This window comes from Micromonospora sp. NBC_00617, from assembly GCF_045161355.1.
In the GTDB taxonomy this organism is placed as follows: domain Bacteria; phylum Actinomycetota; class Actinomycetes; order Mycobacteriales; family Micromonosporaceae; genus Micromonospora.
In genome coordinates, this window is record NZ_CP107751.1 from 1,371,415 (window position 1) to 1,395,864 (window position 24,450).

Consider the following 24,450-nt stretch of genomic DNA (forward strand, 5'->3'; position numbering starts at 1 on the left):
CATCCGCGTGCTTCTGGTGGACGACCAGGCGCTGCTCCGACGCAGCCTCGCCACGATCATCGACAACGAGCCCGACCTGGCCGTGGTCGGCGAGGCCGGCGACGGCGCGCATGCCGTGGTGTGCGCCCGCGCCACCCGCCCCGACGTTGTCCTGATGGACGTGCGGATGCCGCGCCTCGACGGCCTCCAGGCCACCCGTCGCATCTGTGCCGACCCCGCGCTGTCCACCGCCCGTGTCCTGGTCCTGAGCATGTTCGAGCTGGACGAGTACGTCTACGAGGCGTTGCACGCGGGCGCGTCGGGTTTCCTGCTCAAGGACGCTCACCCCGACGAGCTGATCGAGGCGATCCGCCGTACCCACCGTGGTGAATCGCTGTTCGCGCCGAAGATCCTCACCCGGCTCGTCGCGCACTACGTCACGGCGCCCCGACCCAATCGGCCGACGCCGGCGATGCGGCGACTGACCGGCCGTGAGATCGAGGTGCTGACGCTGATCGCCGGCGGCTTGTCGAACGACGAGATTGCGACCGCCCTGGCGATCTCGGTGAAGACGGTGAAGACCCACATCACGCACCTGATGGCGAAGCTCCCCGTGCGGGACCGGGCACAGCTCGTGATCGCGGCGTTCGACGCGGGGCTGGTGCGGCCGCGCGGCTGAACCCGAACGCGGTGCTCGTCACGGACCCGGTTGACCGGCGGCCGGGCCGGAGGTCGTCGACAATGGCAAGGGTGCGCCCCGCCTTCGTCCTGCACCACCACCGCAAACCCCGACCGCACTTCGACCTGCGGCTCGAGGAGGACGGCGTGCTGCGCTCGTGGGCGGTTCCCCGTGGTCTGCCGGACAGTCCCAGCGACAACCGGCTCGCGATCGCGGTGCCCGATCACCACCTTGATCACCTCACCTACGAGGATGCCGACAAGTCGATCGCCGACATCGGCACCTGGGAGGAGCACGACCGCACCGACCGTCGGATGCTGTTCACGCTGCACGGGCGCACCGACCGCAGGCGGTACGCGCTCATCCGTACCGGCGAGGGGTGGCTGCTGCACCTGACGAAGGAGCAGCCACCGGGTTGAGGCTCACGCGGGCCCCGTGGCCCGGGCAGGTCAGCGTGGACTGTCGAGGCGGCGGTTCCGGGCCGACCGGATGCCCTCGGCCCGGAACCGTGCTGCGAGATGGTCAGCTGACCTGTACCAGGCGCCAGTTGTTCCTGGTGCTGCCGTTGTCGGTGTACTGGACGGCCTGGGCGCCCCAGGTGCTGGAGCCGTTGAGGACGGCGAGCACCTTGCCGCTGTTGACGTTGCGGATCCGGTAGGAGCCGTCGCTGTTGGCCACCAGGGTCCAGCGGTGGTCGGCGGTTCCGTTGTCGCTCCACTGCAGAACGCGGGCGTTGTCGGCGGTCGACATGTTCTCGACGCCGAGGACCTTGCCGCTGTTGGCGTTGCGGAACCGGAACGCGCTGCCGTCGGTGACCCTGCCCCAGTTGTGGTCGGCGGTGCCGGTGTCGCCCCACACCACGGCCAGGCCGCCATCGGCCGTGGACATGTTCTGCACGCCGAGAACCACGCCGGTATCGGCGTGGACCAGCTTGTAGGTGTCCCCGGTGCTGGTGCCGCCGCTCACGTTCGCCACGAGGGTCATCACGCTGCGCGCGGGCAGCGTGACGGTCAGGGAGCCGTTCGACATGGTGAGCGCGCCCTGGGGCGCGACGTTCCGGCTCCCGTCCGTCAGCCAGTTCGTGACACTGCCCGACGCGGAGGTGTTCGACAGGGTGAACTGCTGGCTCACCGACGAGGTGTTCTTGTTGACGGCGACGATCACGACGGTGTCGCCGCCCCGGTACGCCGAGACGTAGACGTTCGACGCCGGGTTCGCCGTCGCGTCGATCCGCACGTACCCGGGGCGGACGAACCTGGCGAAGTGCGCCATCATGGCGCCGCGCTTGCTGATCTGGCCGTCCTCGCGCATGGGGCCGTAGCTGCGCCGGAGGTACCACCAGACGTACGCCTGGAACTCGGCGTCCACCATGGCGTGGTGGATGTGCTCGCCCACGTCGAGCGCCTCGGGCCAGGCGTCGCCGGAATTGGTGTTGCTGTTCGGGTAGTAGACCTCCGTCATCCAGAGTTCCTTGCCCGCACCCTTCTGCTTGAACAGGGGGTAGGGGAAGTTCGAGTACGACGTGCCGTAGAGGTGCGCCCCGATGATGTCGACGTTGGCCAGGGCCGTGGAGTCGTTCAGGATCGGGTCCGACATGGACTTCACGTACTGAAAGGACTCGGGGGCGATGACCCTGGTGCTGATCGAGCCGGCGTTCTCCCGCAGGAAGCGGACCATCTCCGTGGACGTCCACCACGTCCATTCCGTCGCGTAGTCGGGTTCGTTCTGCACCGAGATGGCGTACAGGTTCACCCCGTTGTCGCGCAGGTGGGTGGTGAAGTTGTTGAGGTGCTGGGCGTAGGCGCCGTACGAGCTGTACCGGAGGCGCTTGGCGTTGGTCTGACCGCCGCGGGTGAAGGTCTCGATCATGCTGGCCGGGGGATTCCACGGCGACGCGAAGACGGTCACGCCGAGCTCGGCCGCGCGCTGAGCTGTCGCCAGGTCAGCGCTCCAGTCCGCCTGGTTCTCGCCGACGGGGATCCGCAGCAGGGAGAACCCCAACCGGCCCTCGCCGGTGCCGAACGCCGTCTCCCGCTGGGCGGCTGTCAGGTCGCCGATCCACGCGGCGTGGGCCATGGCACCGAAGCCTCGGATCGTCTGCCGCTGTGCCGACAGGTTGATGGTCGCCGCCGCCGCCGAGGCTTCCGTGGCCCCCGCGACCGCCGCGACCGTCGCGACCGGCACGGCCCCCATCGTCGTCAGGATGGTTCGTCGGCTCAGCAGTCTCGGCTCGTCGCGTACCGGCTTGTTCTGATCGTTCGTCATGTCTCGTCCTCCTGGCTGGTGGTGGTACGCGCCGTCGCGGTCCCATCGGCCCGGTCGGCACCGGTTCGCAGCGCCGCCACCGAGAGTGACGGTGACCCCGGTGGCGATGACCTCTCCGATTTCGATCGAGTGACGTGACTGTTAACGCTAACAATCACCGGAGTCTAAGTTCCGCTCGCGTCGAGGGTCAAGAACGAGCAGGCCGGTGAGCGGACGAACGCGTTGCGTCACCGACCACATCGAAGTAGTCCCAGGTCAGGGGCTCGCCAGGCCGCGAAAGCGCCAACGAGGTTCGCGGGCGTCCTCGGGTGCGGGCCGGTGGGCGGTGATCGCGGCGCCGGCCTCACGGGCCTGACTAATGTCATGTGTACCGATGCGCCCTGCATCGAAGTCCGTGACTAAGCGCACTGGGGCGCACCACCACCCGTCGATGAAACTCGATTCAACGCCGGAACAACCAGCCCGGCCGAGTTCGAGAGGAGGCGGGACGGTGGACGAACGTTACGACAGCTACTGCGCGGCGGATCGGCTGTTCTACGACTCGCTCGGCAGCGCCGTCGCACAGCCCGTCTTCCCGGCCGCCGAGCGCCCCATCCCGACCGGCTGGCGTCGCGAGCCGCTCGACGACTGGCTGATCTACGCGCCCGACGGCGGCTCGCTGCCGCAACAGGGCTGGAAGATCCACGTGTCGGCGGGCCTGGCGAACGCCGAGCGGGTGCTGGACGCCGTCTGGAACTACTGCGTCCCCCGCGGCCTGTCCTTCAAGTTCCTCCGCGGGCCCCGCACGCTGCTGCTGCGCAACTCCAAGTACGCCGCGCGGGCCGCCAGCGGCAAGTTCATCACGGTCTACCCCCGCGAGGACGCGGAACTGGAGCTGGTCTGCAAGGAGCTCGACGAGCTGCTCACCGGCGAGACCGGACCGTACATCCTCAGCGACCTCCGCTACGGCGACGGCCCGGTCCACGTGCGCTACGGCGGCTTCGCCGCCCGCTACTGCCACTCACCCGACGGTCAGGTGGTGCCGGCGATCGAGGACGACTCCGGCGCGCTGGTGCCGGATCGCCGTGAGCCCGTCTTCCACGTCCCGTCCTGGGTGACCCTGCCCGACTTCCTCGGCCCGCACCTGGCCGCCCGCAATGACACCAGCACCAACCAGGTGCCGTACCGCATCGAGCGGGTGATCCACTTCTCCAACGGCGGTGGGCTGTACGTGGGCCGGGATCTGCGTACCGACACCGAGGTGGTGCTGAAGGAGGCCCGACCACACGCCGGCCTGGACGCCGACGGCACGGACGCCGTCGCCCGGCTGGCCCGCGAGGCGCAGGCCCTGCGGCAACTGGCCGACCTGCCGCAGGTGCCGCGGGTGCACGACGAGTTCGCCCTCGGCGAGCACCGGTTCCTCGCGCTCGAGTTCATCGAGGGTCGGCCGCTGAACAAGGTGCTGGTCGACCGGTACCCGCTGATCGACGCCGACGCGACCGACGAGGACCGGGCGGCGTACGCCCGCTGGGCCCGGCACATCCACGAGCAGGTCGAGTCCCTCGTCGCGGCGATCCACGAGCGCGGCCTGGTCTACGGTGACCTGCACCTGTTCAACATCATGATCCGGCCGGACGACCAGGTCGCCCTGGTCGACTTCGAGGTGGCCGCCCCGATCGCCGGGCACCGCCGGCCCGGACTGCGCAACCAGGGCTTCGCGGCACCGCGGGACCGAACCGGCCCAGCGGTCGACCGGTACGCCCTGGCGTGCCTGCGGTTGGCGCTGTTCCTCCCCCTGACCCAGCTGGTGCGGCTCGCTCCGGCGAAGGCGGCTCACCTGGCCGACATCATCGCCGCGAACTTCCCGGTGCCGAGGTCCTTCCTCGACCCGGCCGTCGAGGAGATCACCGGTGGCCCCCAGGTCGCCGACCCGGACGGGGCTCCCGACGCGGACGAGTGGCCCACCACGCGGGACCGACTGACCACGGCGATCCTGGCGAGCGCCACCCCCGAGCGCGACGACCGGCTCTTCCCCGGCGACATCGAGCAGTTCCGCAGCGGCGGCCTCAACCTCGCCCACGGGGCGGCCGGAGTGCTGTACGCGCTCGACAAAAGCGGCGCCGGTCGCTGGCCCGAGCACGAGGACTGGCTGGTGCGGCGAGCGACAGCGCCACCGTCCGGCACCCGCTGCGGCTTCTACGACGGCCTGCACGGTGTGGCCTACGCCCTCGATCACCTCGGACGCCGCCAGGACGCGCTGGACGTGCTCGACATCTGCCTGCGCGAGCCCCTGGACGGGCTCGACCACAGCCTGGCGAGCGGGTTGTCCGGGATCGCGCTCAACCTGGCCGAGCTGGCCGGGCGCACCGGGGAGGCGTCGTTGCGCGACGCCGCCTGGCGGGCCGCCGAGCGGGTGATCGGGCAACTGGCCGACGATCCGGGCCCGGACGTCAGCGGCGGACGCAACCCGTACGCCGGGCTGCTGCGCGGCCGGACCGGACCGGCGCTGATGCTGCTGCGGCTCTACGAGCTCAGCGGTGACGAGGAACTGCTCGGGCACGCCGCCACGGCGCTGCGCCAGGATCTGCGCCGGTGTGTGCTGCGGCCGGACGGCGCCCTGGAGGTCAACGAGGGTTGGCGGACCATGCCGTACCTGGCGCACGGCAGCGTCGGTATCGGGCTGGTCCTCGATGCGTACCTGCGCCACCGGGCCGACGACCGGTTCGCCGAGGCCAGCGCGGGAATCCGCCGCGCGGCGCGGTCACCGTTCTACGCACAGTCCGGGCTCTTCGCCGGCCGTGCCGGCATCATCGCCTACCTCGCCGCCTCGGCCCACGATGTCGACCGCCGGGAACTCGCCGCACAGGTGGACCGGCTGACCTGGCACGCGCTGCCGTACCGGGACGGGACCGCATTCCCCGGCGAGCAGTTGCTGCGGCTCTCCATGGACTTCGGCACCGGCACCGCCGGCGTGCTCTACGCGCTGGCCTGTGCGCGACACGACGAGCCGCCGGTGCTGCCCTTCCTCGCGCCCCTGTCGGGCGCGCAGAGACTCCCTCGCGACAGCGGGGGCGACAGGATCGACGAATGGATGGAAGGGAGGTGAACGACATGGCGCTTCTGGACCTCCAGGGCCTGGAGATGGCTCCGGCCGACCGCACGGGTGGCGGTAGCCGGGCGAGCCTGCTGCTCTGCGGCGACAGCTCGCTCTCCGTCACGACCTGCAACTGATCCATCGCAGAACGCGGTCGCCCTGGGCGGGCAGACGTGCCCACCCAGGGCGACCGCGTAGCACTGGGAGGACCGATGCCGACGTTCGAGGCGGGGGACCGGCTGCTGAGGCGGACGGTTCTGGCCGGCGGCGGCTGGACCGGTGGACTCGCGGCGGTCGCGCTGCTCGGCGCGGCCGCCGAACTGTTGCTGCCCGCGGCCCTCGGCCGTGCCGTCGACGCCGCCCTCGCCGGGGGCTCCGGTTGGTGGGCGGTGGTCGCCGGCGCCCTGGTCGTCGTCCTCGTCTGCGTCGACACCCTCACCGACCTGGCCAGCGGGTTCGGTGCGGCACGCGCCACCGCCGGACTGCGCCGGCGCCTGCTGCGTCACCTGTTCGCCGTGGATGTCCGCACCACCCGCCGCTATCCGGTGGGTGATCTCGTCGGCCGGTTGGTCGGCCAGGCCGCCGACGCGGGACAGGCCGGCAACGCCGTGGTCCTGGCCATCGTCGCGGTGCTTCCACCACTCGGCAGCGTCGTCGCGCTCGCCATCATGGAGCCGGTCCTGGGGATCACCCTGCTCGCCGGCCTCGGCCTGCTCGCCGTCCTCATGCGCGCCTTCGTGGCCGACGCCTCGGCCGCCACCGCCGGATACCAGCGGGTGCTCGGCACCATCGCCGGCCGACTGCTGGAGTCGCTGACCGGCGCCCGGACCATCGCCGCCGCCGCCACCGTCCACCGTGAGGAGGACCGGGTGCTGGCGGCCCTACCGGAGCTGGGCCTGCACGGGCGGCGCGCGTGGGAACTGCTGGCCCGGGCGAGCGCGCGTACCTCCGCCGTGGCGCCGCTGCTGAACCTCAGCGTCATCGCGGTCGGCGGGTACGCCCTGACCGCGGGCTGGCTCACGCCGGGCCAACTGGTCGCCGCCGTCCGGTACGCGGCCATGGGCGCCGGCCTCGGTGGGGTGCTCGCCACCCTGAACCACCTGGTCCGCAGCCGCGCGGGGGCACACCGGGTCGCCGAGCTGCTGACAGAGCCCGCCGCGCCGGCGGGCGAGCGACCCCTTCCACCCGGCGGCGGAGCCCTGCGACTGCGCGGGGTACGCGTGCACGCCGACGACGGCCGCCCCATCCTGGACGGCATCGACCTGGACGTACCGGCCGGCGCGATCGTGGCCGTCGTCGGAGCGTCCGGTGCCGGCAAGTCGACCCTGGCCGCCGTGGCGGGACGGCTGCACGACCCCGACGGCGGTGAGGTGCGACTGGACGGCGTGCCGCTGCGCGACCTCGACGGGGCGGCGCTGCGCCGAGCCGTCGGCTATGCGTTCGACCAGCCGGTGCTGATCGGCGCGACAGTCCATGACGCGATCGGTCTGGCGCTGCCGGTCGAGTCCGCGACGCCGCCGGCCGACGGGAGACCCGCCTCGCCGGCGGTCCTTTCGGGGGCCCGCGGGGCAGCGGTCGCCGACGTGATCGACCGTCTGTCCGACGGTTACCGCACCCCACTGGTGGACACACCGCTGTCCGGAGGCGAGACCCAACGCCTCGGCCTGGCCCGGGCGTTCGCCGCCGAGCGGCTGCTCATCCTGGACGACGCCATGTCCAGCCTGGACACCGCGACCGAGCACCGGATCACCGAGGCGGTTCTCGGACGCGGCGGCGAGCGAACCCGACTGGTGATCACCCATCGGATCGCGGCGGCCGCTGCGGCCGACCTCGTCGCCTGGCTGGACGGCGGTCGGCTGCGCGGCCTGGCGCCGCACCGGCGACTCTGGGCCGACCCGGACTACCGTGCTCTCTTCCAGCCGGCCGGCGGTGGGCTGTGAGCCGTCTGAGCGTACGACGGGTGACCTGGCGGGCGCTGCGGGCCCGCCGGCGCGACCTCGCCCGGCTCTGCGGCTGGTCGCTCGTCGAGGCGCTGCCCGCGCTGCTCGCCGGCCTCCTGGTCGCGCGCGCCGTCGACGACGGCTTCCTGGCCGGCCGGCTCCTCAACGGCCTGGCGTGGCTGGGGGTACTCGCCGTGACCGTGCTGGTCGGCGCGGCGGCGACCGGTCGGACGTACCGCAGCCTCGGCGCCGTGGTCGAGCCGTTCCGCGACGAGGTGGCCGCTCAGGTGGTCCGGGGTGCCCTGCGCGACGCCACCCGGGCCGGTGGTCGCCCGGACAGCGGGGCCGTGACCCGGCTGACCCACCAGATGGAGATCGTCCGCGACACCTTCGCCGGTCTGCTGATGGTGACCCGCGGTTTCCTCTTCTCCGCCGGCGCGGCCCTGCTCGGTCTGCTCGCCCTGGCGCCGGTGGTGGCGGCGTTGGCCGCCGCGCCGCTGGTCGCCGGCCTGGTCGTGTTCCTCGCCGCGTTGCCGGCGATGGCCGGGCACCAGCGCGCGTACGTCCGGGCTGGTGAACAACTCGGCCAGTCGGCGTCGGCCGCGCTGGCCGGTCACCGCGACGTGCTGGCCTGCGGCGCGCAGGCACGCGTCACGGCCGACGTGGAACGGCAGGTGTCGGCACAGGCCGCCGCCGAGCGCGCCCTCGCCCGGATGGCGGTGATCCGCAGCCTCAGCCTCGCCATCGGCGGCTGGCTGCCGCTGGTCGTGCTGCTCTCGGCCGCCCCGTGGCTGGTCGAACGCGGGTTGACGGCGGGCGCGGTGCTGGGGGCGCTGATCTACGTCTCCACCGGCCTGCAACCGGCACTGCACACGCTGGTGCAGGGCATCGGCGGCGGCGGGCTGCGGTACGCGGTCACCCTGGAGAACATCCTGCGGGCCGGTCCGGTGTCCGATGAACCCCACCTGCCCGCTCCCACCGCCCGGACGCCACGCGCCCGCCCGCCGGCCCGTCCGGTCGACGGCTCACCGGCCGTCGAGGTCCGCGGACTGACCTTCGGCTACGGCCCGCGCGCCCGGCCCGTTCTCCGGAACTTCGCACTGACGCTGGCCGAGGGGGATCACCTCGCCGTGGTCGGCCCGAGCGGCGTGGGTAAGTCCACCCTGGCCGCCCTGCTGGCCGGTCTGGTGCCGCCGCAGGCGGGCACGGTCCGCCTGGCCGGCGCGACGGTGGCCGACGCCGAGCCGGCCGACCTGGCCCGGATGAGAGTGCTGGTGCCGCAGGAGGCGTACGTCTTCACCGGCAGCCTCGCCGACAACCTCCGCTACCTGCGACCGGACGCCGACGACGACCTGCTGGAGGTCACCCTCGCCGAACTCGGTGCGCGCCCCCTGGCGACCCGCCTGGGCGGTCTGGACGCGCCGGTCGTGCCGGCTCTGCTCTCCGCCGGTGAACGGCAGCTCATCGCGGCGGTGCGGGCCTGGCTGGCACCCGTCCCGCTGGTGGTCCTCGACGAGGCGACCTGTCACCTGGACCCGGCGCTGGAGGCGACCGTCGAGAGTGCCTTCGCCCGGCGGCCCGGCAGCCTCGTGGTGATCGCGCACCGGATCAGCTCCGCGCTGCGGGCCGATCGGGTGCTGGTCCTCGACGGCGACGAGCCCGTGGTGGGTACGCACGAGCAGTTGATGGCCCGTTCGGCCACGTACCGGGCGCTCGTCGGTTGCTGGGACGATCCGGTGGCGCTGTCCCGAACGGGTGCGCGGCTGAGCTGAACCGCGCGCCCGAGCCGACGGCGCCGTCAGATCCAGCCGGCCTCGCGTGCCATCCGTACGGCCTCCACCCGGGTGCGCGCACCCACCTTGCGGGTGATGCGACCGAGATGGTTGCGGACGGTGCCCCGGCTGAGCCCGAGCGACGCCGCCACCTCCGCGACCGGCGCCCCGGCCGCTGTCAGCGTCAACACCTGCGTCTCGCGGCTGGTCAGCGGGCCGTTCGAGCGCAGCGCAGCGACGACGAGATCCGCGTCGAGCACGGGCTCCCGGCGGGCGAGCCGGCGGATCCCGTCGATGACCCGCTGGGGGCCCGCGTCGCTGCGCAGGATGCCGACCGTCCGGGTCGGGCAGAACAGGCCGCGCAGTCGCCGTGCCCGATGTGGGTGGGCCAGCAGCAGGACGGGGCACCGACCGAAGCGGCTCGGATCGACTCCCTCGACGACGTCGAGGTCGGCCACCACCACGTCGGGGCGTTGGGCGCGGACGGCCGCGGAGACCGCGTCGCCGCGATCCACCTCCGCCACGACACGGATGTCGTCCTCGGCGGCGAGGACGAACGACAGCGCGCCCAGCACCAGGGCACCGTCCAAGGCGAGCAGGGTACGGATCACGATGAACCTTTCCGCACTCCGAAGGCGATCACACTACGTCGATATTCAAACACGCATCGGTGGGGCCCGCACGGCGACGGGGGCGGTTCCGGACACCTTCGCCGGCCCCGCCCCCAACGGCTACAACCAGCCGTTACTCCGCGCACGCCAGACCGCTTCCAACCGGTTTCGAGCACCGGTCTTGCGCAGGATCACCGAGAGGTGATTGCGCACCGTCCCGTGTGCCAGGTAGAGGCGGGCCGCGATCTCCTTCAGGGGCAGACCCTCGGCCGCCATCCGCAGCACGTCCATCTCCCGAGGGGTCAACGGGATCTCCGGAGGGCTCAGCACCGCCACCGCGGCGGCCGGGTCGATCGCCCGTTCCCCGGCGGCGAGCGCGCGGATCGCCCGCACCAGCTCCACCAGGGAGCTGTCCTTTCCGAGCAGGCCGCGTGCGCCGGCCGCCAGCGTGGCCTCCACCAGGGCGGGGCTCCACCGAGGGCTCATCGCCAGCACGGCGGCGTGCGGCGCCTCGGCGCTGATCCGGGTGACCATCTCCACCGGGTCGGGCGACTCCGGTGTCAGCGCCAGCACCACCACCTGGGGTCTGCACCGGCGCACCACCGTCAACAGTTCGCCGACACCCTCGACGTCGGCGACCACCTTCATGTCCTCCTCACCTGACAGCGCTGCGCAGAGCGCACCGCGAAGTAAACCCATGTCCTCGGCGACGACAACGTGGATCACCACGTTTCTCCGATCTCAGGTACGCGTCACACCGGCCACCGCTCCCGGAACGTCCACGGGCTGGTCAGTAGGGGCGTGCGCGACGGACGGATAGGCATGGGCCCGTGGCACCGTCACGGCAGACGGGCACGGGCACTGATCGACCAGGCCAGCGGATGGGTCCGAGCGTGTCGGCCGGCCATCCGGGTCGGTCGAGCCGCCTCAGCCCGGGCGGGCGATCGCAGACGGAGCGTGGCGCTCGACGAGGAGTGGCACGAGTTCGCAGGGCACCTCGGATGCGAGGGGCGACTGCCGGTCGACCGGCCGGATCAGACCCGGCCCCGCCGTCGATCCATCGTCGACGCCGGCGGCATCCTGGTCGACCGGTACGACGGGTCGGCCGGGAAGGTCGCCGGTCGCGGCCAACGGGGCCGGGCGCGCGTCGAGGTGCCCCGTCGAGGCCGTGGGACGCGCGGGGACGGCGACGGACATCGGCGGCGACGCGACGGGAGGCGGCGCTGCCGTGGCACATACGACCACCGGCGCGGCGCGGACGGGCGACATCAGCGAGCGCGCCGGTGGTGTCGGCACGGCCGCTGCGGGTGGCGAGACGGTCACCGGCATGGTGGCCGGGCCGGGCGCCGGGGGAGCGGTCAGCGGAGGTGTCGCCGGAGGGATCACCGCCCTGGGAGCGGGCGGTAGAAGGGCGTCCGTGACACGGAGAAGTGCCACGATGACAGGCTGGATCGGCACGGTCCGCACGATGGTGATGACGCGCGGCAGTGGGGTGGTGATCAGGCCCACCGCGAGAGATCCGGCCGGTACGGGCAACGCGTGTGCCTTGGCCGCGGCGGGGACCGGCCGCGGCATCGGATCGGCGTCCGGCCGGGACGGGTGCCCACGGCGAACTGGACGATGAGCCTCGGGTGCTGGGGAGTCGGGCCGGAGCCTTGCGCGCTCGGCGGCCCCGGGCGGCACGGCTGCGCCGACCCGGGGCAGCGGCACGGACCCGGGCGATGCGGCCGTCGACCGACGAGGCGGCATCGAGGGGGTCACGTCACGGGGGTCGACGACGCTGCCGATGGCCCCTGCCAGCGGGGCGCGGGGCCGATCCTGGCGGGGCTCGTCGGCCCGCACGACGCGCGGGCGCTCACCCGCGGAGCGCTCGGTGACCGTGAGCCGTGCGATCGGCTCGACCAGGGCGCGGATCTGCCGATGAGGCTCGTCGCCGTGGTCGCTGCGTATCCCGTCGGCGGCGGCCGGCCCCTGGAACAGGGCGGCCAGGAGGAAGCCGGCCCCGACGGCAGCCGCGATCAGCACCAACCGGCGGGCGAGCCCGCGTAGTCGGCCGGCCACGAGCGCAGCCGGCCGGCTTGGCACAGACATCGTCGCGGTTCCGTTGACGGGACTTCGCACGCGGGCACTACCCCCCATCCCTCTGGATTGCTGACCCATAGTAGCGATGCACTCACATATTTGCACCTGGTGATGCGCTTGGTCGTCGGCCGGATTCGGCCACCGCGCCCGCGATGTCTGCCGGGGGTGCGACCCGAGGTCCCGACCAGGTCGGCGAGAACGCGCAGCCGCTCGTTCGGTAGTGTCCCCAGAGTGGCGCGGCGGTGGGCCCTGACAGTCGGAATGGCGACCTTCGGCGTGGCGGTCCTGGTGTCTCAACTGGCCGCCGGGTTACCCGTGGTCGGCAGTGTCGAGTTCCTGATCTTCCTGGTGCTGGCGTTGCTGCTGTCGCCGTGGGCTTTCCCCCGCTCGGTGGGCGCCGCCGAGGCGCAACGGGCCAGCGCGGCGGACGGGCTGCCGATCGTGTACTGGCGCCCCGGCTGCCGCTACTGCCTCCAGCTCCGGTTCTCACTTGGCCGGCTCGCTCGGCGGGCACACTGGGTGGACATCTGGCACGACCCGGCGGGTGCCGCCGCCGTTCGGGCGATAACCGGCGGCAACGAGACGGTGCCCACCGTCGTGCTCGGCGGTCAGGCTGTGGTGAACCCCGACCGCGCCTGGCTCCGCGAGCGGCTCCGCTCGCTCTGACGCTCCCGCCCCCGGGCGAGGGCCCCGTCATGGCCCGCATCTTGGGGGCTCGGTCGGGTGGCGCGGCTTCATCGTGCCGGCGGCGACCGCGAGCGGCCACCGCCGGCGCGGTGGTGACGTCAGAGCCGGGAGATGAAGGTGTCCAGGAAGCGGTGCGGGGTGACGACGCCGGCGTTGTCGAAGCAGATCACGTCGACGTCGGCGTTGGTGGTGTACGTCCATGGTTGGGTGGTGAGGTGGCAGTAGTTGCTGCCGGCGCCCTGCGCCACCACCTGGACGTGGGTCTCCTTGAGCCCGATCTGGGGGAAGGTCGCCAGGTAGCGGCCGGCCGGCACCAGCGGCGCCACCGTGTTCGCGCCGACGCCGAGCACCGAGTTGTCGTTGGTCGGCCCACCGACGGCGGTGCCCAGGTAACCAAAGTACGACGGCGGCGCGAGGGAGCCGATCACCGGTCGCCGGCGGTGGTACGACAGGGCGAAGTCGGTGTTGGTGAACGCGCCGGCCTGGTCGTAGCAGAAGACGTACACCTGCACGTCGCTGCCGACCGCGGCCCAGGAGTAGACCTTGCACCGCCGGGGGCCGGCGTTGGGCTGTACGGCGGTGACCTGCACGTCGCCGGCGAGTACCCCGGCCAACCCGACCCCGGGCAGCCGCACCAGGTACTGCCCGACCCCAGTGGCCCGACCGTGTTCACCACGCCCGTCGAGTTGTACGACTGCACCACCACGCCGCCGCCCCACTGCACGTACGCGTGGGAGGTGCCGGCCGGCAGCACGCCCGAACTGGTCGTCCAGAGCACGGTGAACGGGGTGTCCTCGCGCGTGCCGCCGGGCCGGTGGCACTGCACGTCGACGATCTCGTCGGCGCCGGACTGGAACCAGCGAACCACCTCGCAGTAGAAAATATTGTGGGTGCGCCTGTCGATCGGGACCGGCTCTCTTCGTAGCCATGGTGAGAGCCCGGAATCGAGACGGGCCACACCCCGCTGGAGGGCACGATGACCACCACCGCGCAGACCACCCGCACCACCACGTCGGCCTTCGGCGCGCTGATCGGGGCCGGTGCGATCGCCACGGTCGCCGCGAGCGCCGCCACCATGACGGTCGCCGCCGCCGGCCACGCGGCCGGAATCAGCCTCGACGTGAGCGGCGCCCCGATTCCGGTGCCGGGGTTCGGCGTGCTGACCGCCGTCTTCTCGTCGATCGGCGTGCTCCTCGCCGTGCTGCTGTCCCGCTTCGCGCAGCGCCCGCGGCGCGCGTTCGTCCGTACGACGGTGGTGCTGACGGTCCTGTCCCTGGTGCCGGACGTGCTCGCCGACGCCGGGACGGCCACCAGGGCGCTGCTGATGCTCACCCACCTGGTCGCGGCCGCGATCGTGATCCCGGCTGTCGCGCGCCGCCTGGCCGCCTGACCTGTTCCCCACTCATCGTCGAACTATCGGAGGATCATCATGAAGCAGTACCTGCTGTCCGTGCACGTCGTCGAGGGCGCGCCGACGCCGTCGGACGAGGAGATGGGGGTCATGTTCCGGGAGACCGGGCGGATCAACAACGACATGCAGGCCGCGGGCGCCTGGGTCTTCGCCGGCGGGCTCACGTCACCTGACAGCGCCACCGTCGTCCGGGTCGAGAACGGCGCCACCTCCATGAGCGACGGGCCGTTCGTCGAGACGAAGGAACACATCGCCGGATTCTGGGTGATCAAGTGCGCGGACCTGGACCAGGCGCTGGCCTGGGCCGAGCGGTGCGCGACGGCCTGCGGCCCGGTCGAGGTGCGCCCGTTCGACGAGCTGTCCCAAGCCTGAGCGGGAGCCGTCGCCCGACATGGACCTGGCGAGCATCTACCGCGCGGAGTACGGCCGCTGCGTCGCTACCCTGGCCCGCCTCCTCGGTGACATCAACCTCGCCGAGGAGGCGGTCCAGGACGCCTTCACCACGGCGTTGCAGAAGTGGCAGACCCTGCCGCCCAACCCCGGCGCCTGGATCGTGACGACCGCGCGCAACCGGGCCATCGATCGGCTCCGCCGGGAGTCGACCCGCGAGGCCCGGCACGCCCAGGCCCTGCTGCTCCATCAACAGGACGAGCCACAGGAGGTGGGACCGGTGAAGGACGACCAGCTGCGACTCATCTTCACCTGCTGTCACCCGGCACTCGCCCCGGACGCGCGGACGGCCCTCACGCTCCGTCTGCTCGGCGGTCTCGAGGTACCGGAGATCGCCCGGGCCTACCTGGTGCAGGAGACGACCATCGCGCAGCGGATCGTGCGCGCGAAGAAGAAGATCCGGGACGCGGGGATCCCGTACCGGGTACCCGCCGAACACGAGCTGCCGGACCGGCTGCCGCCCGTGCTCACCGTGCTCTACCTGATGTTCAACGAGGGCTACGCGTCCACCGCCGGGCCGCTGATCAGAACGGACCTGTGCGCCGAGGCGATCCGGCTCGCCCGCGAACTGGCCGCGTTGATGCCCGACGAGCCCGAGGTCCTGGGCCTGCTCGCCCTGCTGCTGCTGACCGAGGCACGTCGCCCGGCCCGGCTCGGCACGACCGGCGACCTGGTGCTCCTGGCCGACCAGGACCGGTCACTGTGGAACCGGGCACTGATCGCCGAGGGTCACGACCTGGTCCGGCGCTGCCTGCGGCGCAACCGGCCCGGCCCGTACCAGATCCAGGCCGCGATCGGCGCGGTGCACACCGACGGCGCGGCCACCGACTGGCCGCAGGTCCTGGCACTGTACGACCAGCTCTTCGCGCTCGCACCGACCTCCGTCGTCGCGCTCAACCGTGCCGTCGCGGTCGCCGAGGTGCACGGGCCGGCGGTAGCCCTCGCCGCGTTGGAGGACATCGACCTCCCGGGCTACCACCGGCTGCCCGCCACCCGTGCCGAGCTGCTGGCCCGGCTCGGACGCGACTCCGAGGCCCGCGCCGCCTACGACCAGGCCATCGCGCTGACCAGCAACGAGACCGAGCGTGCCTTCCTGCGGACGCGTCGTACCGAACTCACCCACCCGAGGAGACCATCGTGACCGCCACCTACACCTTCGACGTCTTCACCAGCCTCGACGGCTTTGGCAGCACCACCGGCAACTGGGGTGGCTACTGAGGTAAGCAGGGCCCGGAGCTGCTGGAGCGCCGCCTCGCCACGTACGGCGAGGACCAGCGCATGGTCTTCGGCGCCGGCACCTACCGGATATTCGTGGGAATGCTGGCCGACAGCACCGAGGAGTCCGACGTGCGGGACGCCTGGGTCACCCGCATGATCAACCTTCCGGCGACGATCGTGTCGAACACGGTGCAGGGGCCCCTGGACTGGCCGGACGGCACCGTCGTGCGCGGTGACGCCGTCGACGTCGTCGCCCAGCTCAAGGAGGAGTCCGAGGTGCCGTTGCGGTCACACGGCAGCCTCTCGACGAACCGGGCACTGCTGGCCGCCGGGCTGGTCGACCTCATCCAGGTGACGCTCTTTCCGGTGGTCACCGGTCAGACCGGAACGGAGCCGATCTTCCACGGAACGGCCGACTACGACCTGGAGCTGATCGAGAGCCGGACGCTCGACGGCCGTTCCCAGGAACTCATCTACCGACCCACCCTGCACACCTGAATTGTCCCGCCACCCGACGGTGGCGCGGTGCCGCCGGCCGTGCCTGGTGATCCCCGGCCCGCGGCACCGGACGCCCACCCGTGCCGGTCAGCAGCGCACCTCGGTTTCCTTCTGCGCCACGTCGGAGATCCCACCGAGAGCCCGGGTGCACACCGTCAGCGTGTCGGCGCCCAGCGACCAGACGTCCGGGCCGCTTGAGCACTGCAGGTCGCGAAGCGTGCTTCCGGTGACGATCGAGGTGCAGACCTGGTAGGAGCCGTGGCTGGCGCGGTACTGCTGCCACACGTACGTGTAGGCGTAGTTCTTGCCGCAGCCCTTGTACTGCTTGACCGAGGCGGCGGTCTGCCCGCCGACGGTGACGTACGCGGTCGCGCCGATCTGCACCGAGCCCGCGCAGCGCGGGTTCGTCTCGGCGTGCGCGGGGCCGGCGAACGCCAACGTCGCGGGCACCGCCAGCCCAGCGGCCGCGAGGATGCGTACGCCGTGTCGGGAAAGGCTCTTCATCGATGACCTCCTTCAATGCACCGGGACCGTCGATCCCCGTGTCGTCGATGCACCACATTGATGCTCGCCGTGGCCCGTTCGGTAGCCTCTGACACGCTCTGACAACGTCTGACGGAGTCGTCTGACATGGGGGACGGATGAAAGACCAGCCTGCTGCCGCGGAGTCGAGTCAGGACGGACGGGCCGCCGAGAGGTTCGCCGAGCAGTTGCGGGCACTGCGCAGCGCCGCGGGAGACCCGTCGTTCCGCAAGATGGCGGGACGATCAGGTCGGATCTCGCACACGACCCTGCACGAGGCCGCCGCCGGGACCAGGTTTCCCTCGTGGGAGACCACGCGGGAGTTCGTCCGAGCCTGCGAGGCGGACGAGGTCCTGTGGCGGCGCCGATGGGAGGACGCGCAGCGCCCGGGAATGGCCCCCGAGCCCAGCGAGGACGGTGACCTCGCGCCGGTCATCGCCGCGTCTGCGCCGACGGAGCAGGGCGTGTTGCAGGTCGTGGAGTATCCGCGGGCCGAGGATGGCGTCGTGAGTACGCGGCGGCGTCGCCTCCCGTGGCTCAACGCCGCCGCGGTGGTGCTGGTGGTGGCGGTGGCCGCCGTCCTGGGCGTGACCGTTCGTGGCCGGTCGGCTCGGGACGGCTTCGGCACACCTACCGCCTCGCCGCCACCGGTGGCGTCGCCGTCCACGACGGCGTTCTCGGATTCGCTGATACCCGGGGACTCGAGCAGGTTCGTCGCCGACGTCACCATCCCCGACGGCACCCAGGTGAAGGTGAACGCCCAGTTCGACAAGGTGTGGGCTCTCGAGAACGTGGGAAAGGTCGACTGGCACAACCGGTACCTGGCGCGGATGGACCCGACCGCCGACGGTGACGGTTGCCAGACGCCGGATCGGGTGCCGATCGGTGACACGCCGCCCGGCGAGCAGGTGATGATCCGTGTTCGGGTCATCGCGCCGAGCCGCCCCGGCAAGTGCTGGGTCAGTTGGAAGATGGTCGACGAGGCCGGGCGGGCGTACTTCCCCACCCGGCGGCCGGTGTACTTCATGGTTACCGTGACCGCCTGAGGGTCAGGTCGCGGGCGCCGCGTCGCCCCGATGCGAACGTTCGATGTCAGGCACGGGCTTCGACCCAAACTGACAACACCGCATTCATCGAGGTCGGTGACGGTCTGACGGATCTGACAGGACACCGGGGGTACCGAACAGCAGGGCACTTCTCGCAGGGTGATGTCGCACCGAGAACGACTCACCAGCTACGAGGAGGACCCATCTTGCGCCGTCCCTGGTTAACCGTCGGCCTCGCCGCGCTCTGCGTGGCCGTCGGCGTCCCGGCCCACGCGGCGGCATCCGGCGCCACAGCGCAGCGGACCGCCGCCACGGCCGCGCGGCCTGTCGTGGACATGGAGGCCACCGTCCTGGCCGCTCAGATCGACCCCCGCCGCGCGGACCACACCCTGACTCCCGGCGCGAAGAGTTCCGTGCTCGCCGTCGAGCAGGCACTTCAGGCTTCGAACCTGCTGAACGCGCAGTGGGTCGACGGCTACTTCGGCACCGAGACCGTCTCGGCGTACGCCGCCTACCAGCGCTCGCTCGGCTACACCGGTCTGGCCGCGAACGGCCTGCCCGGGGCGACGTCGCTGACGAAGCTCGGGCAGAACCGCTTCACGGTCGCCAACACGATCGGACCGGGCGCGAAGGTCCCGCGCGACGGGTACGTCGTCGACGCCCGAACCCAGGCGATGTTGGCCGAGGCGCAGCGCCTGCTGGGCCAGACCCTGGTGCTCGAGCAGGGCTCGTACAACCCCGGGGGTGACCCGACCTCGGCCGGCACGCATGACGGCGGGGGCGTGGTGGACATCGCGGTCACCGGCATGACCGCGGCCCGGCGCACCGCCGTCGTCCGGGCCCTCCGCCAGGTCGGCTTCGCCGCCTGGGTCCGTAGCCCGAGCCAGGGCGACTGGCCGTGGCACATCCACGCCGCGGCGATCAGCGACACGGATCTGTCCAGCCAGGCGCAGCACCAGACCGGCGACTACCACCTCGGCATGAACGGCCTGGCCGACCGTGGCCGGGACGACGGCCCCCGGATCCCGATCCAGACCTGGGAGCAGTACCAGCGCGGGCAGTGACCCGCACCCGAACCGACTCACCAACCATCGCTCATCGTCCCCGAGAGGACACCCATGAAAATCCGTAGGAACCTCGCCGTCGTCGGCGCCGCACTCGCCATGACCACGTCCATCGTGGCGGTCGCCTCACCGGCGCAGGCGGCGTCGCGCGACGGAGTCTGTGACAGCGGCGAGTTCTGCTACTACTACAACAGCAACCACGCCGGCTCGATCTCCGACTTCACCGGGTCGATCGACGACTACGGCACGACCCAGCCGTCCTGCTACGAGTTCAAGGGCGCGGGCAACGGTCAGGACCTGTGCGTGAAGAACAACGCCGCGTCGGTGTGGAACCGCACCAGCAAGACGGTGGTGGTCTACTTCAACAGCAACTACGGCGGAGCGAGCCAGTCGTTCGCGGCCGGGGCGAAGGCGAACCTCAACGCCACGTTGAAGAACAACAACGCCTCGCACAACATCGGCGGCACCGGTGGCAGCAACCCGGCCGACCCGCGCGCGGCCGAGGCCGTCGCGTTCGCGAAGGCGCGGCTCGGGCACACCGACTGGAACAACGAATGCGAGCTGTTCGTCGAGCGGGCGTTCGGCACCAGCGGCCGGTTCGCCACGGCTCGTACGCACTACCAGTGGCAGAAGGACAACGGGCGCATCCACACGGGCTCGGTGCCTCCGGCCGGAACGGCGGTGTTCTTCACGTCCACCACGTCGGCCGGGCACGTGATGCTCTCCATCGGCGGCAACAGCGCCATCAGCACCGGGCCGACCGTCTACCAGACCAGCACGTTCCGGGACCGGTCCGACTACCTGGGCTGGGCGTACGTCCCGAGCAGCTGGTGACCGGCATGCGTGCGTACGCACCGTTCAGAGCAGTTCCGGGCATCCTGGCCGTCCTGGTGGCGGTACTCGTCGGCGTCGCGGTGGCGCCGGGTGCGGCGTCCGCCGCCGATCGTGACGGCGGCTGCGACAGCGGCGAGTTCTGCTACTACTACAACAGCGACCAGGCCGGCTCGGTCTCCGACTTCACCGACTCGCTGGACGACTACGGCACGACCCAACCGACCTGCTACGACTTCAAGGGCGCGGGCGCCGGCAAGGGCCTGTGCGTGAAGAACAACGCGGCGTCGGTGTGGAACCGGACCGGCAAGACCGTGCGGGTCTACTTCAACAGCAACTTCGCCGGTGCGACGCAGGACTTCGCGGCCGGGGCGAAGGGCAACCTCAACGCCACGCTGAAGAACAACAACGCCTCGCACGAGCTGGTGAGCGGGCCGACGGGCTGTAGCACCGACGGCACCAACAGCAAGCTGCCGAGCACCATCCTCGTCTACCGGGTCAGTCTCGGGCGCGTCGACCGGGTCGACTTCAAGACGTACGTCAAGAACGTCCTCCCGAACGAGTGGGTGACGAGCTGGCCGGCTGCCTCGCTGGACGCCGGTGCGATGGCCGTGAAGAGCTATGGCTGGTACTGGGCGCTGCACTCGACCCGAAAGACCTCCGGCGGCCAGTGCTACGACGTTCGTGACGACACGGGCGATCAGGTCTACCGGCCGTCGTCGGCGCAGACGTCGACGTCGGCGGCGGTGGACCGGACCTGGTCGACCCGGATGACCCGGAGCGGCAACATCCTGCGGGCGCACTACTGCGCGACCACCACCGCGTGCGGTGGCTGGGTGGACGGGGACTGGCTGTCGCAGTACGGCTCGCGTGACCTCGCCAACTCGGGCAGCAGCTACCAGGCGATCCTGCGCTACTACTACCGCGACGTGGTCATCTCCTGACGTCCCGCGTCAACCGTTGACGAAGCACCCCGTCCGGCATGGACGGGGTGCTTCGTCGGTTCAGTCGAGGTCTGTGCCGGGCGCCGGTCCGGCCTCGTCGGCGCTCGACGCCGGGGCGGCCACCTCGATCCGGGGCGACCGGTCCGGCGGAAGATGAGCGCGGTCGGCGATCACGACCACGTCCACCTCCCCGTCGATCATTTTCTGCTCGACGGCCTCCCACGGCGCCCGCGTGATCCCGTTCAGTCGGTAGTCATGCCGGCGGAGGTGGGTCAGACACGCCGCGATGGCGTGCTCCGACGGTTCGATGTCGGCCGGTACCCAGATAACGGCTAGTTCCATGATCTCTCCTGATCAACGTCGTGGACGCGGGTGACAGATCAGGAGTTGCCGTGGCGGTGGGGGACCCCGCTCCACGGGCCGGCTGGTGGCGTGGTTGTCGAAGGGGAGGACGGCACGCCCCCGGCGCAGCGCTGCGCCGGGCGGCGGCCCGTTCGTCGCCGACGCCTTCTGGTCGGGCTCGCCGGCGCTGGCGCCGGCGGGTGCGGACACGAATGCCAGCACCAATGCCGGTTGCCCCGGGAGGGGGCCGGCGGGAGGGGTCGGTGCCGACAGCGGTCGAGCGGTCGACGTCGCCAGCGTTCGAGTCGGCACGCGACCGTCGACGGTGCCGGGGAGGCTGGCCCGGGACGCTCGCGCTGTCACGTGGGTTGGCGGCGGTGGCGACGGTGGCGCGGTGGTGCGTGCGGCCGGCGAGGCCGAGGCCGAGGGAACGCGCGGCGGGGACGACTGTCGCGCCCGGGGTCGTCGGGTTGGCGCGGCGGTGGACGGTTCGACCGACAGCGCAGCGGTGACGCTCGGCAGCGGCAGTCGGACGGCCGTCGGCACGGGCAGTGGGACGGTCGTCGGCACGGGTAGGGGGACGGCTGTCGGCAGGGACTGGCCGACGTCCAGCGGTGTCTCGACCACGTCGTGCAGCAGCGACCCGACGATCCCCGGTGCGGTGGCGTCTTTTGCCGGTGCGCGGGTGGTCGGTGACGGTGCCGGCGACGGGGCGGCGTGCGCGGGCTCGGCGCCCAGGGCCGCGCCGAGTGCTGCCGCCCCCAGTGCTGCCGCCCCCAGTGCTGCCGCTCCGAACGCCGCTGCGTTGAGCGTCGACGGCGGCGAACACCGCTTCGGCCGCCTCACGCCGTCCCATCCATGCGCGGACTGTTGCCCCCGGGTAACTCGGGTTACACCTGTCGCGGGCAGATCCGCGGCCACCGCGCCGGTCCAGCTTCGCCGGGCGCGCGCGGCGCGAGGACCCCCGCTGCGCGCCTTCGTGGTACGCGGGGCAGGTGACCTGGACTGTGAGCGATAACAAGACCATTGCGCGGTGCACCTACCACGTCGGGGCGGCACGGATCGTCGACGCGTTCCCGCCCGGACGTCGACAGTTGGCAATGGGGCACGCTCCGCGAAGCGATTCGGCCGGGCGGCTATGTGGCCGGCCCGTTACGTCTTGACGAACAGCATGTTATCGCTCACTCTCGATGCAGAGGTCGGCGGCGTCGGTGACTCACCGGGCGAGTCCTGCGGTCGCGCCTCGAAGCACGGCGTCCCCGGGCAGCGGACGTCGTCTCAGGACTCGCGTGGTCGCCGGCGAGCGCCGGCCAGGCTGCGTGCGCTGGTGCGCAGTGCCCAGGATGATCGTTCCGGATTCCTCGGCTCACGCCGGCGCCCGCCGTCGGGACCAGTCCGTCCTGAGTGAAGTGGCACATCACCACCACCGATGCAACCACTGAAAAGGAACGACATGAGACCCAAGAAAGCTCTGCTGGCGACGGCGACCCTCGCGGTCGCGCTGACCGCGGGTATGACCATGGCGCTGGCGCCCATGGCCAGCGCCGGAACGACGTTGAAGGCCTCGGCGGCCGAGAAGGGCCGTTACTTCGGCGCCGCCGTCGCGACGGGCAAGCTCTCCAACAGCCAGTACGTCGGCATCCTCAACAGCGAGTTCAACCAGGTCACCCCCGAGAACGAGATGAAGTGGGACGCCACCGAGCCGTCCCAGGGTGGGTTCAACTACAGCGGTGGTGATCGTCTGGTCAGTCACGCTCAGGCCAATGGCATGAGGGTGCGGGGGCACGCGCTGTTGTGGCACGCCCAGCAGCCGGGTTGGGCGCAGGGCATGTCCGGCACCGCGCTGCGCAACGCCGCGATCAACCACGTCACCCAGGTCGCCACCCACTACCGGGGCAAGATCTACGCCTGGGACGTGGTGAACGAGGCCTTCGCCGACGGCGGCAGCGGCGGGCGACGGGACTCGAACCTGCAGCGCACCGGCAACGACTGGATCGAGGCGGCGTTCCGCGCCGCCCGCGCCGCCGACCCGGGCGCCAAGCTCTGCTACAACGACTACAACACCGACGGCATCAACGCGAAGTCCACCGGCATCTACAACATGGTGCGCGACTTCAAGTCCCGCGGCGTGCCGATCGACTGCGTCGGCTTCCAGTCCCACCTGGGCACCACGTTGGCCGGTGACTACCAGGCCAACCTGCAGCGCTTCGCCGACCTCGGCGTCGACGTGCAGATCACCGAGCTCGACGTGATGACCGGTTCCAACCAGGCCAACATCTACGCCTCGGTGACCCGCGCCTGCCTGGCCGTCGCCCGCTGCACCGGCATCACCACCTGGGGCGTCCGCGACAGCGACTCGTGGCGCGGGTCCGACAACGCGTTGCTGTTCGATGGTTCGGGCAACAAGAAGGCGGCGTACACCTCCGTCCTCAACGCCCTCAACGGGGGCAGCACCCCGCCCACCACGCCTCCGCCGGGCACCGGGGTGGACACCACCGCCTGGTACGTGTTGGTGAACCGCAACAGCGGTAAGGCGCTCGACGTGTACGAGCGGGCGACCACCGACGGCGCGCGGATCGACCAGTGGGCCCGCAACGACGGCGCGTGGCAGCAGTGGCAGTTCGTTGACTCCGGTGGCGGCTACTACCGACTGAAGTCCCGCAACTCCGGCAAGGTGCTGGACGTCTACAACTTCTCCACCGCCGACTCCGCGGCGATCGTGCAGTGGAGCGACGGCAACGGCACCAACCAGCAGTTCCGGCTGGCCGAGTCCTCCGGCGGTTACCTGCGCCTGATCAACCGCAACAGCGGCAAGGCCGTCGAGGTGCAGGGCGCGTCGACCGCCGACGGCGGCAACATCGTGCAGTATGCCGACTGGGGCGGCAACAACCAGCAGTGGCAACTGGTCCGTGTCGGGTAGCCACCTGACCCGCTGAACCGGCAGCGCGGTGGCGCGGACGCACCTCGTCCGCGCCACCGTCGCCGCTGACCGCGACACCCATCGGTATCGGACCGTTGAACCCAGTGCCCGCGCAC

At 71.5% G+C, this 24,450-nt stretch carries 24 protein-coding genes; 17 read left to right on the top strand and 7 right to left on the bottom strand.

All coding sequences use genetic code 11. The annotated features are described in order from the left end of the window. The first annotated feature begins 1 nt into the window (after nt 1). Both OG505_RS06175 and OG505_RS06180 read left to right on the top strand, forming a co-directional pair. A complete protein-coding gene (locus OG505_RS06175) occupies nt 2–658 on the top strand; it encodes a response regulator (protein WP_405434404.1) in 657 nt (218 codons plus the stop codon). 62 nt (nt 659–720) lie between these two features. Beyond that, a complete protein-coding gene (locus OG505_RS06180) occupies nt 721–1,077 on the top strand; it encodes a DNA polymerase ligase N-terminal domain-containing protein (protein WP_405431646.1) in 357 nt (118 codons plus the stop codon). A 103-nt stretch (nt 1,078–1,180) separates the two neighbouring features. Here the strand turns inward: OG505_RS06180 and OG505_RS06185 are convergent, their stop codons facing one another. Continuing rightward, nucleotides 1,181–2,923: an RICIN domain-containing protein gene (locus OG505_RS06185; RefSeq protein ID WP_405431647.1), complete on the bottom strand. Its 1,743-nt coding sequence runs from the start codon at nt 2,921–2,923 to the stop codon at nt 1,181–1,183. Nucleotides 2,924–3,413: 490 nt separating this feature from the next. Between OG505_RS06185 and lanKC the strand changes: the two genes are divergently transcribed. The 4 genes from lanKC (at nt 3,414) to OG505_RS06205 (ending at nt 9,708) form a co-directional block, all read left to right on the top strand. Next, the gene (gene lanKC, locus OG505_RS06190; protein ID WP_405431648.1) at nt 3,414–6,008 is read left to right on the top strand and encodes a class III lanthionine synthetase LanKC; all 2,595 of its coding nucleotides are present in this window, start codon (nt 3,414–3,416) and stop codon (nt 6,006–6,008) included. 5 nt (nt 6,009–6,013) lie between these two features. Next, nucleotides 6,014–6,133 carry a SapB/AmfS family lanthipeptide gene (locus tag OG505_RS06195; RefSeq protein WP_013734295.1) on the top strand — a complete coding sequence of 40 codons (120 nt, stop codon included), beginning with the start codon at nt 6,014–6,016 and terminating at the stop codon, nt 6,131–6,133. Nucleotides 6,134–6,208: 75 nt separating this feature from the next. Then, nucleotides 6,209–7,936 carry an ABC transporter ATP-binding protein gene (locus tag OG505_RS06200; RefSeq protein WP_405431650.1) on the top strand — a complete coding sequence of 576 codons (1,728 nt, stop codon included), beginning with the start codon at nt 6,209–6,211 and terminating at the stop codon, nt 7,934–7,936. Beyond that, nucleotides 7,933–9,708 (top strand): ATP-binding cassette domain-containing protein, encoded by a 1,776-nt coding sequence (locus OG505_RS06205; protein WP_405431651.1) that lies wholly within the window; start codon nt 7,933–7,935, stop codon nt 9,706–9,708. The genes OG505_RS06200 and OG505_RS06205 overlap by 4 nt, the downstream gene beginning before the upstream one ends. Nucleotides 9,709–9,734: 26 nt before the next feature. Here OG505_RS06205 and OG505_RS06210 read toward each other — a convergent pair whose 3' ends face one another. From OG505_RS06210 to OG505_RS06220, 3 genes are all read right to left on the bottom strand, one after another. Then, nucleotides 9,735–10,319: a response regulator transcription factor gene (locus tag OG505_RS06210; RefSeq protein ID WP_405431653.1), complete on the bottom strand. Its 585-nt coding sequence runs from the start codon at nt 10,317–10,319 to the stop codon at nt 9,735–9,737. A 120-nt stretch (nt 10,320–10,439) separates the two neighbouring features. Then, on the bottom strand, nt 10,440–11,045 hold the full coding sequence (locus OG505_RS06215; RefSeq protein WP_405431654.1) for a response regulator transcription factor: 606 nt from the start codon (nt 11,043–11,045) through the stop codon (nt 10,440–10,442). A 201-nt stretch (nt 11,046–11,246) separates the two neighbouring features. Continuing rightward, nucleotides 11,247–12,410, bottom strand: coding sequence for a hypothetical protein (locus OG505_RS06220; protein ID WP_405431655.1), 1,164 nt, complete (start codon nt 12,408–12,410; stop codon nt 11,247–11,249). 222 nt (nt 12,411–12,632) lie between these two features. On the opposite strand from OG505_RS06220, the gene OG505_RS06225 reads away from it, so the two are divergent. Further along, nucleotides 12,633–13,067, top strand: coding sequence for a glutaredoxin domain-containing protein (locus tag OG505_RS06225; protein ID WP_405431656.1), 435 nt, complete (start codon nt 12,633–12,635; stop codon nt 13,065–13,067). Between the two features lie 119 nt (nt 13,068–13,186). Here the strand turns inward: OG505_RS06225 and OG505_RS06230 are convergent, their stop codons facing one another. Further along, nucleotides 13,187–13,723, bottom strand: a complete 537-nt coding sequence (locus OG505_RS06230; protein ID WP_405431657.1) for a hypothetical protein — start codon at nt 13,721–13,723, stop codon at nt 13,187–13,189. Between the two features lie 30 nt (nt 13,724–13,753). Between OG505_RS06230 and OG505_RS06235 the strand changes: the two genes are divergently transcribed. The 5 genes from OG505_RS06235 to OG505_RS06255 all read left to right on the top strand — a co-directional run bounded on the left by OG505_RS06235 (nt 13,754) and on the right by OG505_RS06255 (nt 16,665). Next, entirely contained in the window at nt 13,754–13,966 is a 213-nt protein-coding gene (locus OG505_RS06235; RefSeq protein WP_405431659.1) for a hypothetical protein, read from the top strand. A gap of 98 nt (nt 13,967–14,064) precedes the next feature. Further along, on the top strand, nt 14,065–14,478 hold the full coding sequence (locus tag OG505_RS06240) for a DUF6069 family protein (protein ID WP_405431660.1): 414 nt from the start codon (nt 14,065–14,067) through the stop codon (nt 14,476–14,478). 39 nt (nt 14,479–14,517) lie between these two features. Further along, nucleotides 14,518–14,871, top strand: coding sequence for a YciI family protein (locus OG505_RS06245; RefSeq protein WP_405431661.1), 354 nt, complete (start codon nt 14,518–14,520; stop codon nt 14,869–14,871). A 19-nt stretch (nt 14,872–14,890) separates the two neighbouring features. Then, the gene (locus OG505_RS06250; protein ID WP_405431662.1) at nt 14,891–16,090 is read left to right on the top strand and encodes an RNA polymerase sigma factor; all 1,200 of its coding nucleotides are present in this window, start codon (nt 14,891–14,893) and stop codon (nt 16,088–16,090) included. A 137-nt stretch (nt 16,091–16,227) separates the two neighbouring features. Continuing rightward, nucleotides 16,228–16,665, top strand: a complete 438-nt coding sequence (locus OG505_RS06255) for a dihydrofolate reductase family protein (protein ID WP_405431664.1) — start codon at nt 16,228–16,230, stop codon at nt 16,663–16,665. 87 nt (nt 16,666–16,752) lie between these two features. Here the strand turns inward: OG505_RS06255 and OG505_RS06260 are convergent, their stop codons facing one another. Beyond that, the gene (locus OG505_RS06260) at nt 16,753–17,169 is read right to left on the bottom strand and encodes a hypothetical protein (protein WP_405431665.1); all 417 of its coding nucleotides are present in this window, start codon (nt 17,167–17,169) and stop codon (nt 16,753–16,755) included. A gap of 137 nt (nt 17,170–17,306) precedes the next feature. Between OG505_RS06260 and OG505_RS06265 the strand changes: the two genes are divergently transcribed. The 4 genes from OG505_RS06265 (at nt 17,307) to OG505_RS06280 (ending at nt 21,072) form a co-directional block, all read left to right on the top strand. Next, the gene (locus OG505_RS06265) at nt 17,307–18,233 is read left to right on the top strand and encodes an NBR1-Ig-like domain-containing protein (protein WP_405431666.1); all 927 of its coding nucleotides are present in this window, start codon (nt 17,307–17,309) and stop codon (nt 18,231–18,233) included. Nucleotides 18,234–18,439: 206 nt separating this feature from the next. After that, nucleotides 18,440–19,297 carry a peptidoglycan-binding protein gene (locus OG505_RS06270; RefSeq protein WP_405431668.1) on the top strand — a complete coding sequence of 286 codons (858 nt, stop codon included), beginning with the start codon at nt 18,440–18,442 and terminating at the stop codon, nt 19,295–19,297. A gap of 54 nt (nt 19,298–19,351) precedes the next feature. Beyond that, nucleotides 19,352–20,131: a peptidase inhibitor family I36 protein gene (locus OG505_RS06275; RefSeq protein WP_405431670.1), complete on the top strand. Its 780-nt coding sequence runs from the start codon at nt 19,352–19,354 to the stop codon at nt 20,129–20,131. Nucleotides 20,132–20,136: 5 nt separating this feature from the next. Continuing rightward, nucleotides 20,137–21,072: a peptidase inhibitor family I36 protein gene (locus OG505_RS06280; protein ID WP_405431671.1), complete on the top strand. Its 936-nt coding sequence runs from the start codon at nt 20,137–20,139 to the stop codon at nt 21,070–21,072. Nucleotides 21,073–21,132: 60 nt separating this feature from the next. Here the strand turns inward: OG505_RS06280 and OG505_RS06285 are convergent, their stop codons facing one another. Further along, nucleotides 21,133–21,414, bottom strand: coding sequence for a hypothetical protein (locus OG505_RS06285; protein ID WP_405431673.1), 282 nt, complete (start codon nt 21,412–21,414; stop codon nt 21,133–21,135). Between the two features lie 1,453 nt (nt 21,415–22,867). Between OG505_RS06285 and OG505_RS06290 the strand changes: the two genes are divergently transcribed. Further along, nucleotides 22,868–24,334 (top strand): endo-1,4-beta-xylanase, encoded by a 1,467-nt coding sequence (locus OG505_RS06290; protein WP_405431675.1) that lies wholly within the window; start codon nt 22,868–22,870, stop codon nt 24,332–24,334. Nucleotides 24,335–24,450: the final 116 nt, after the last annotated feature.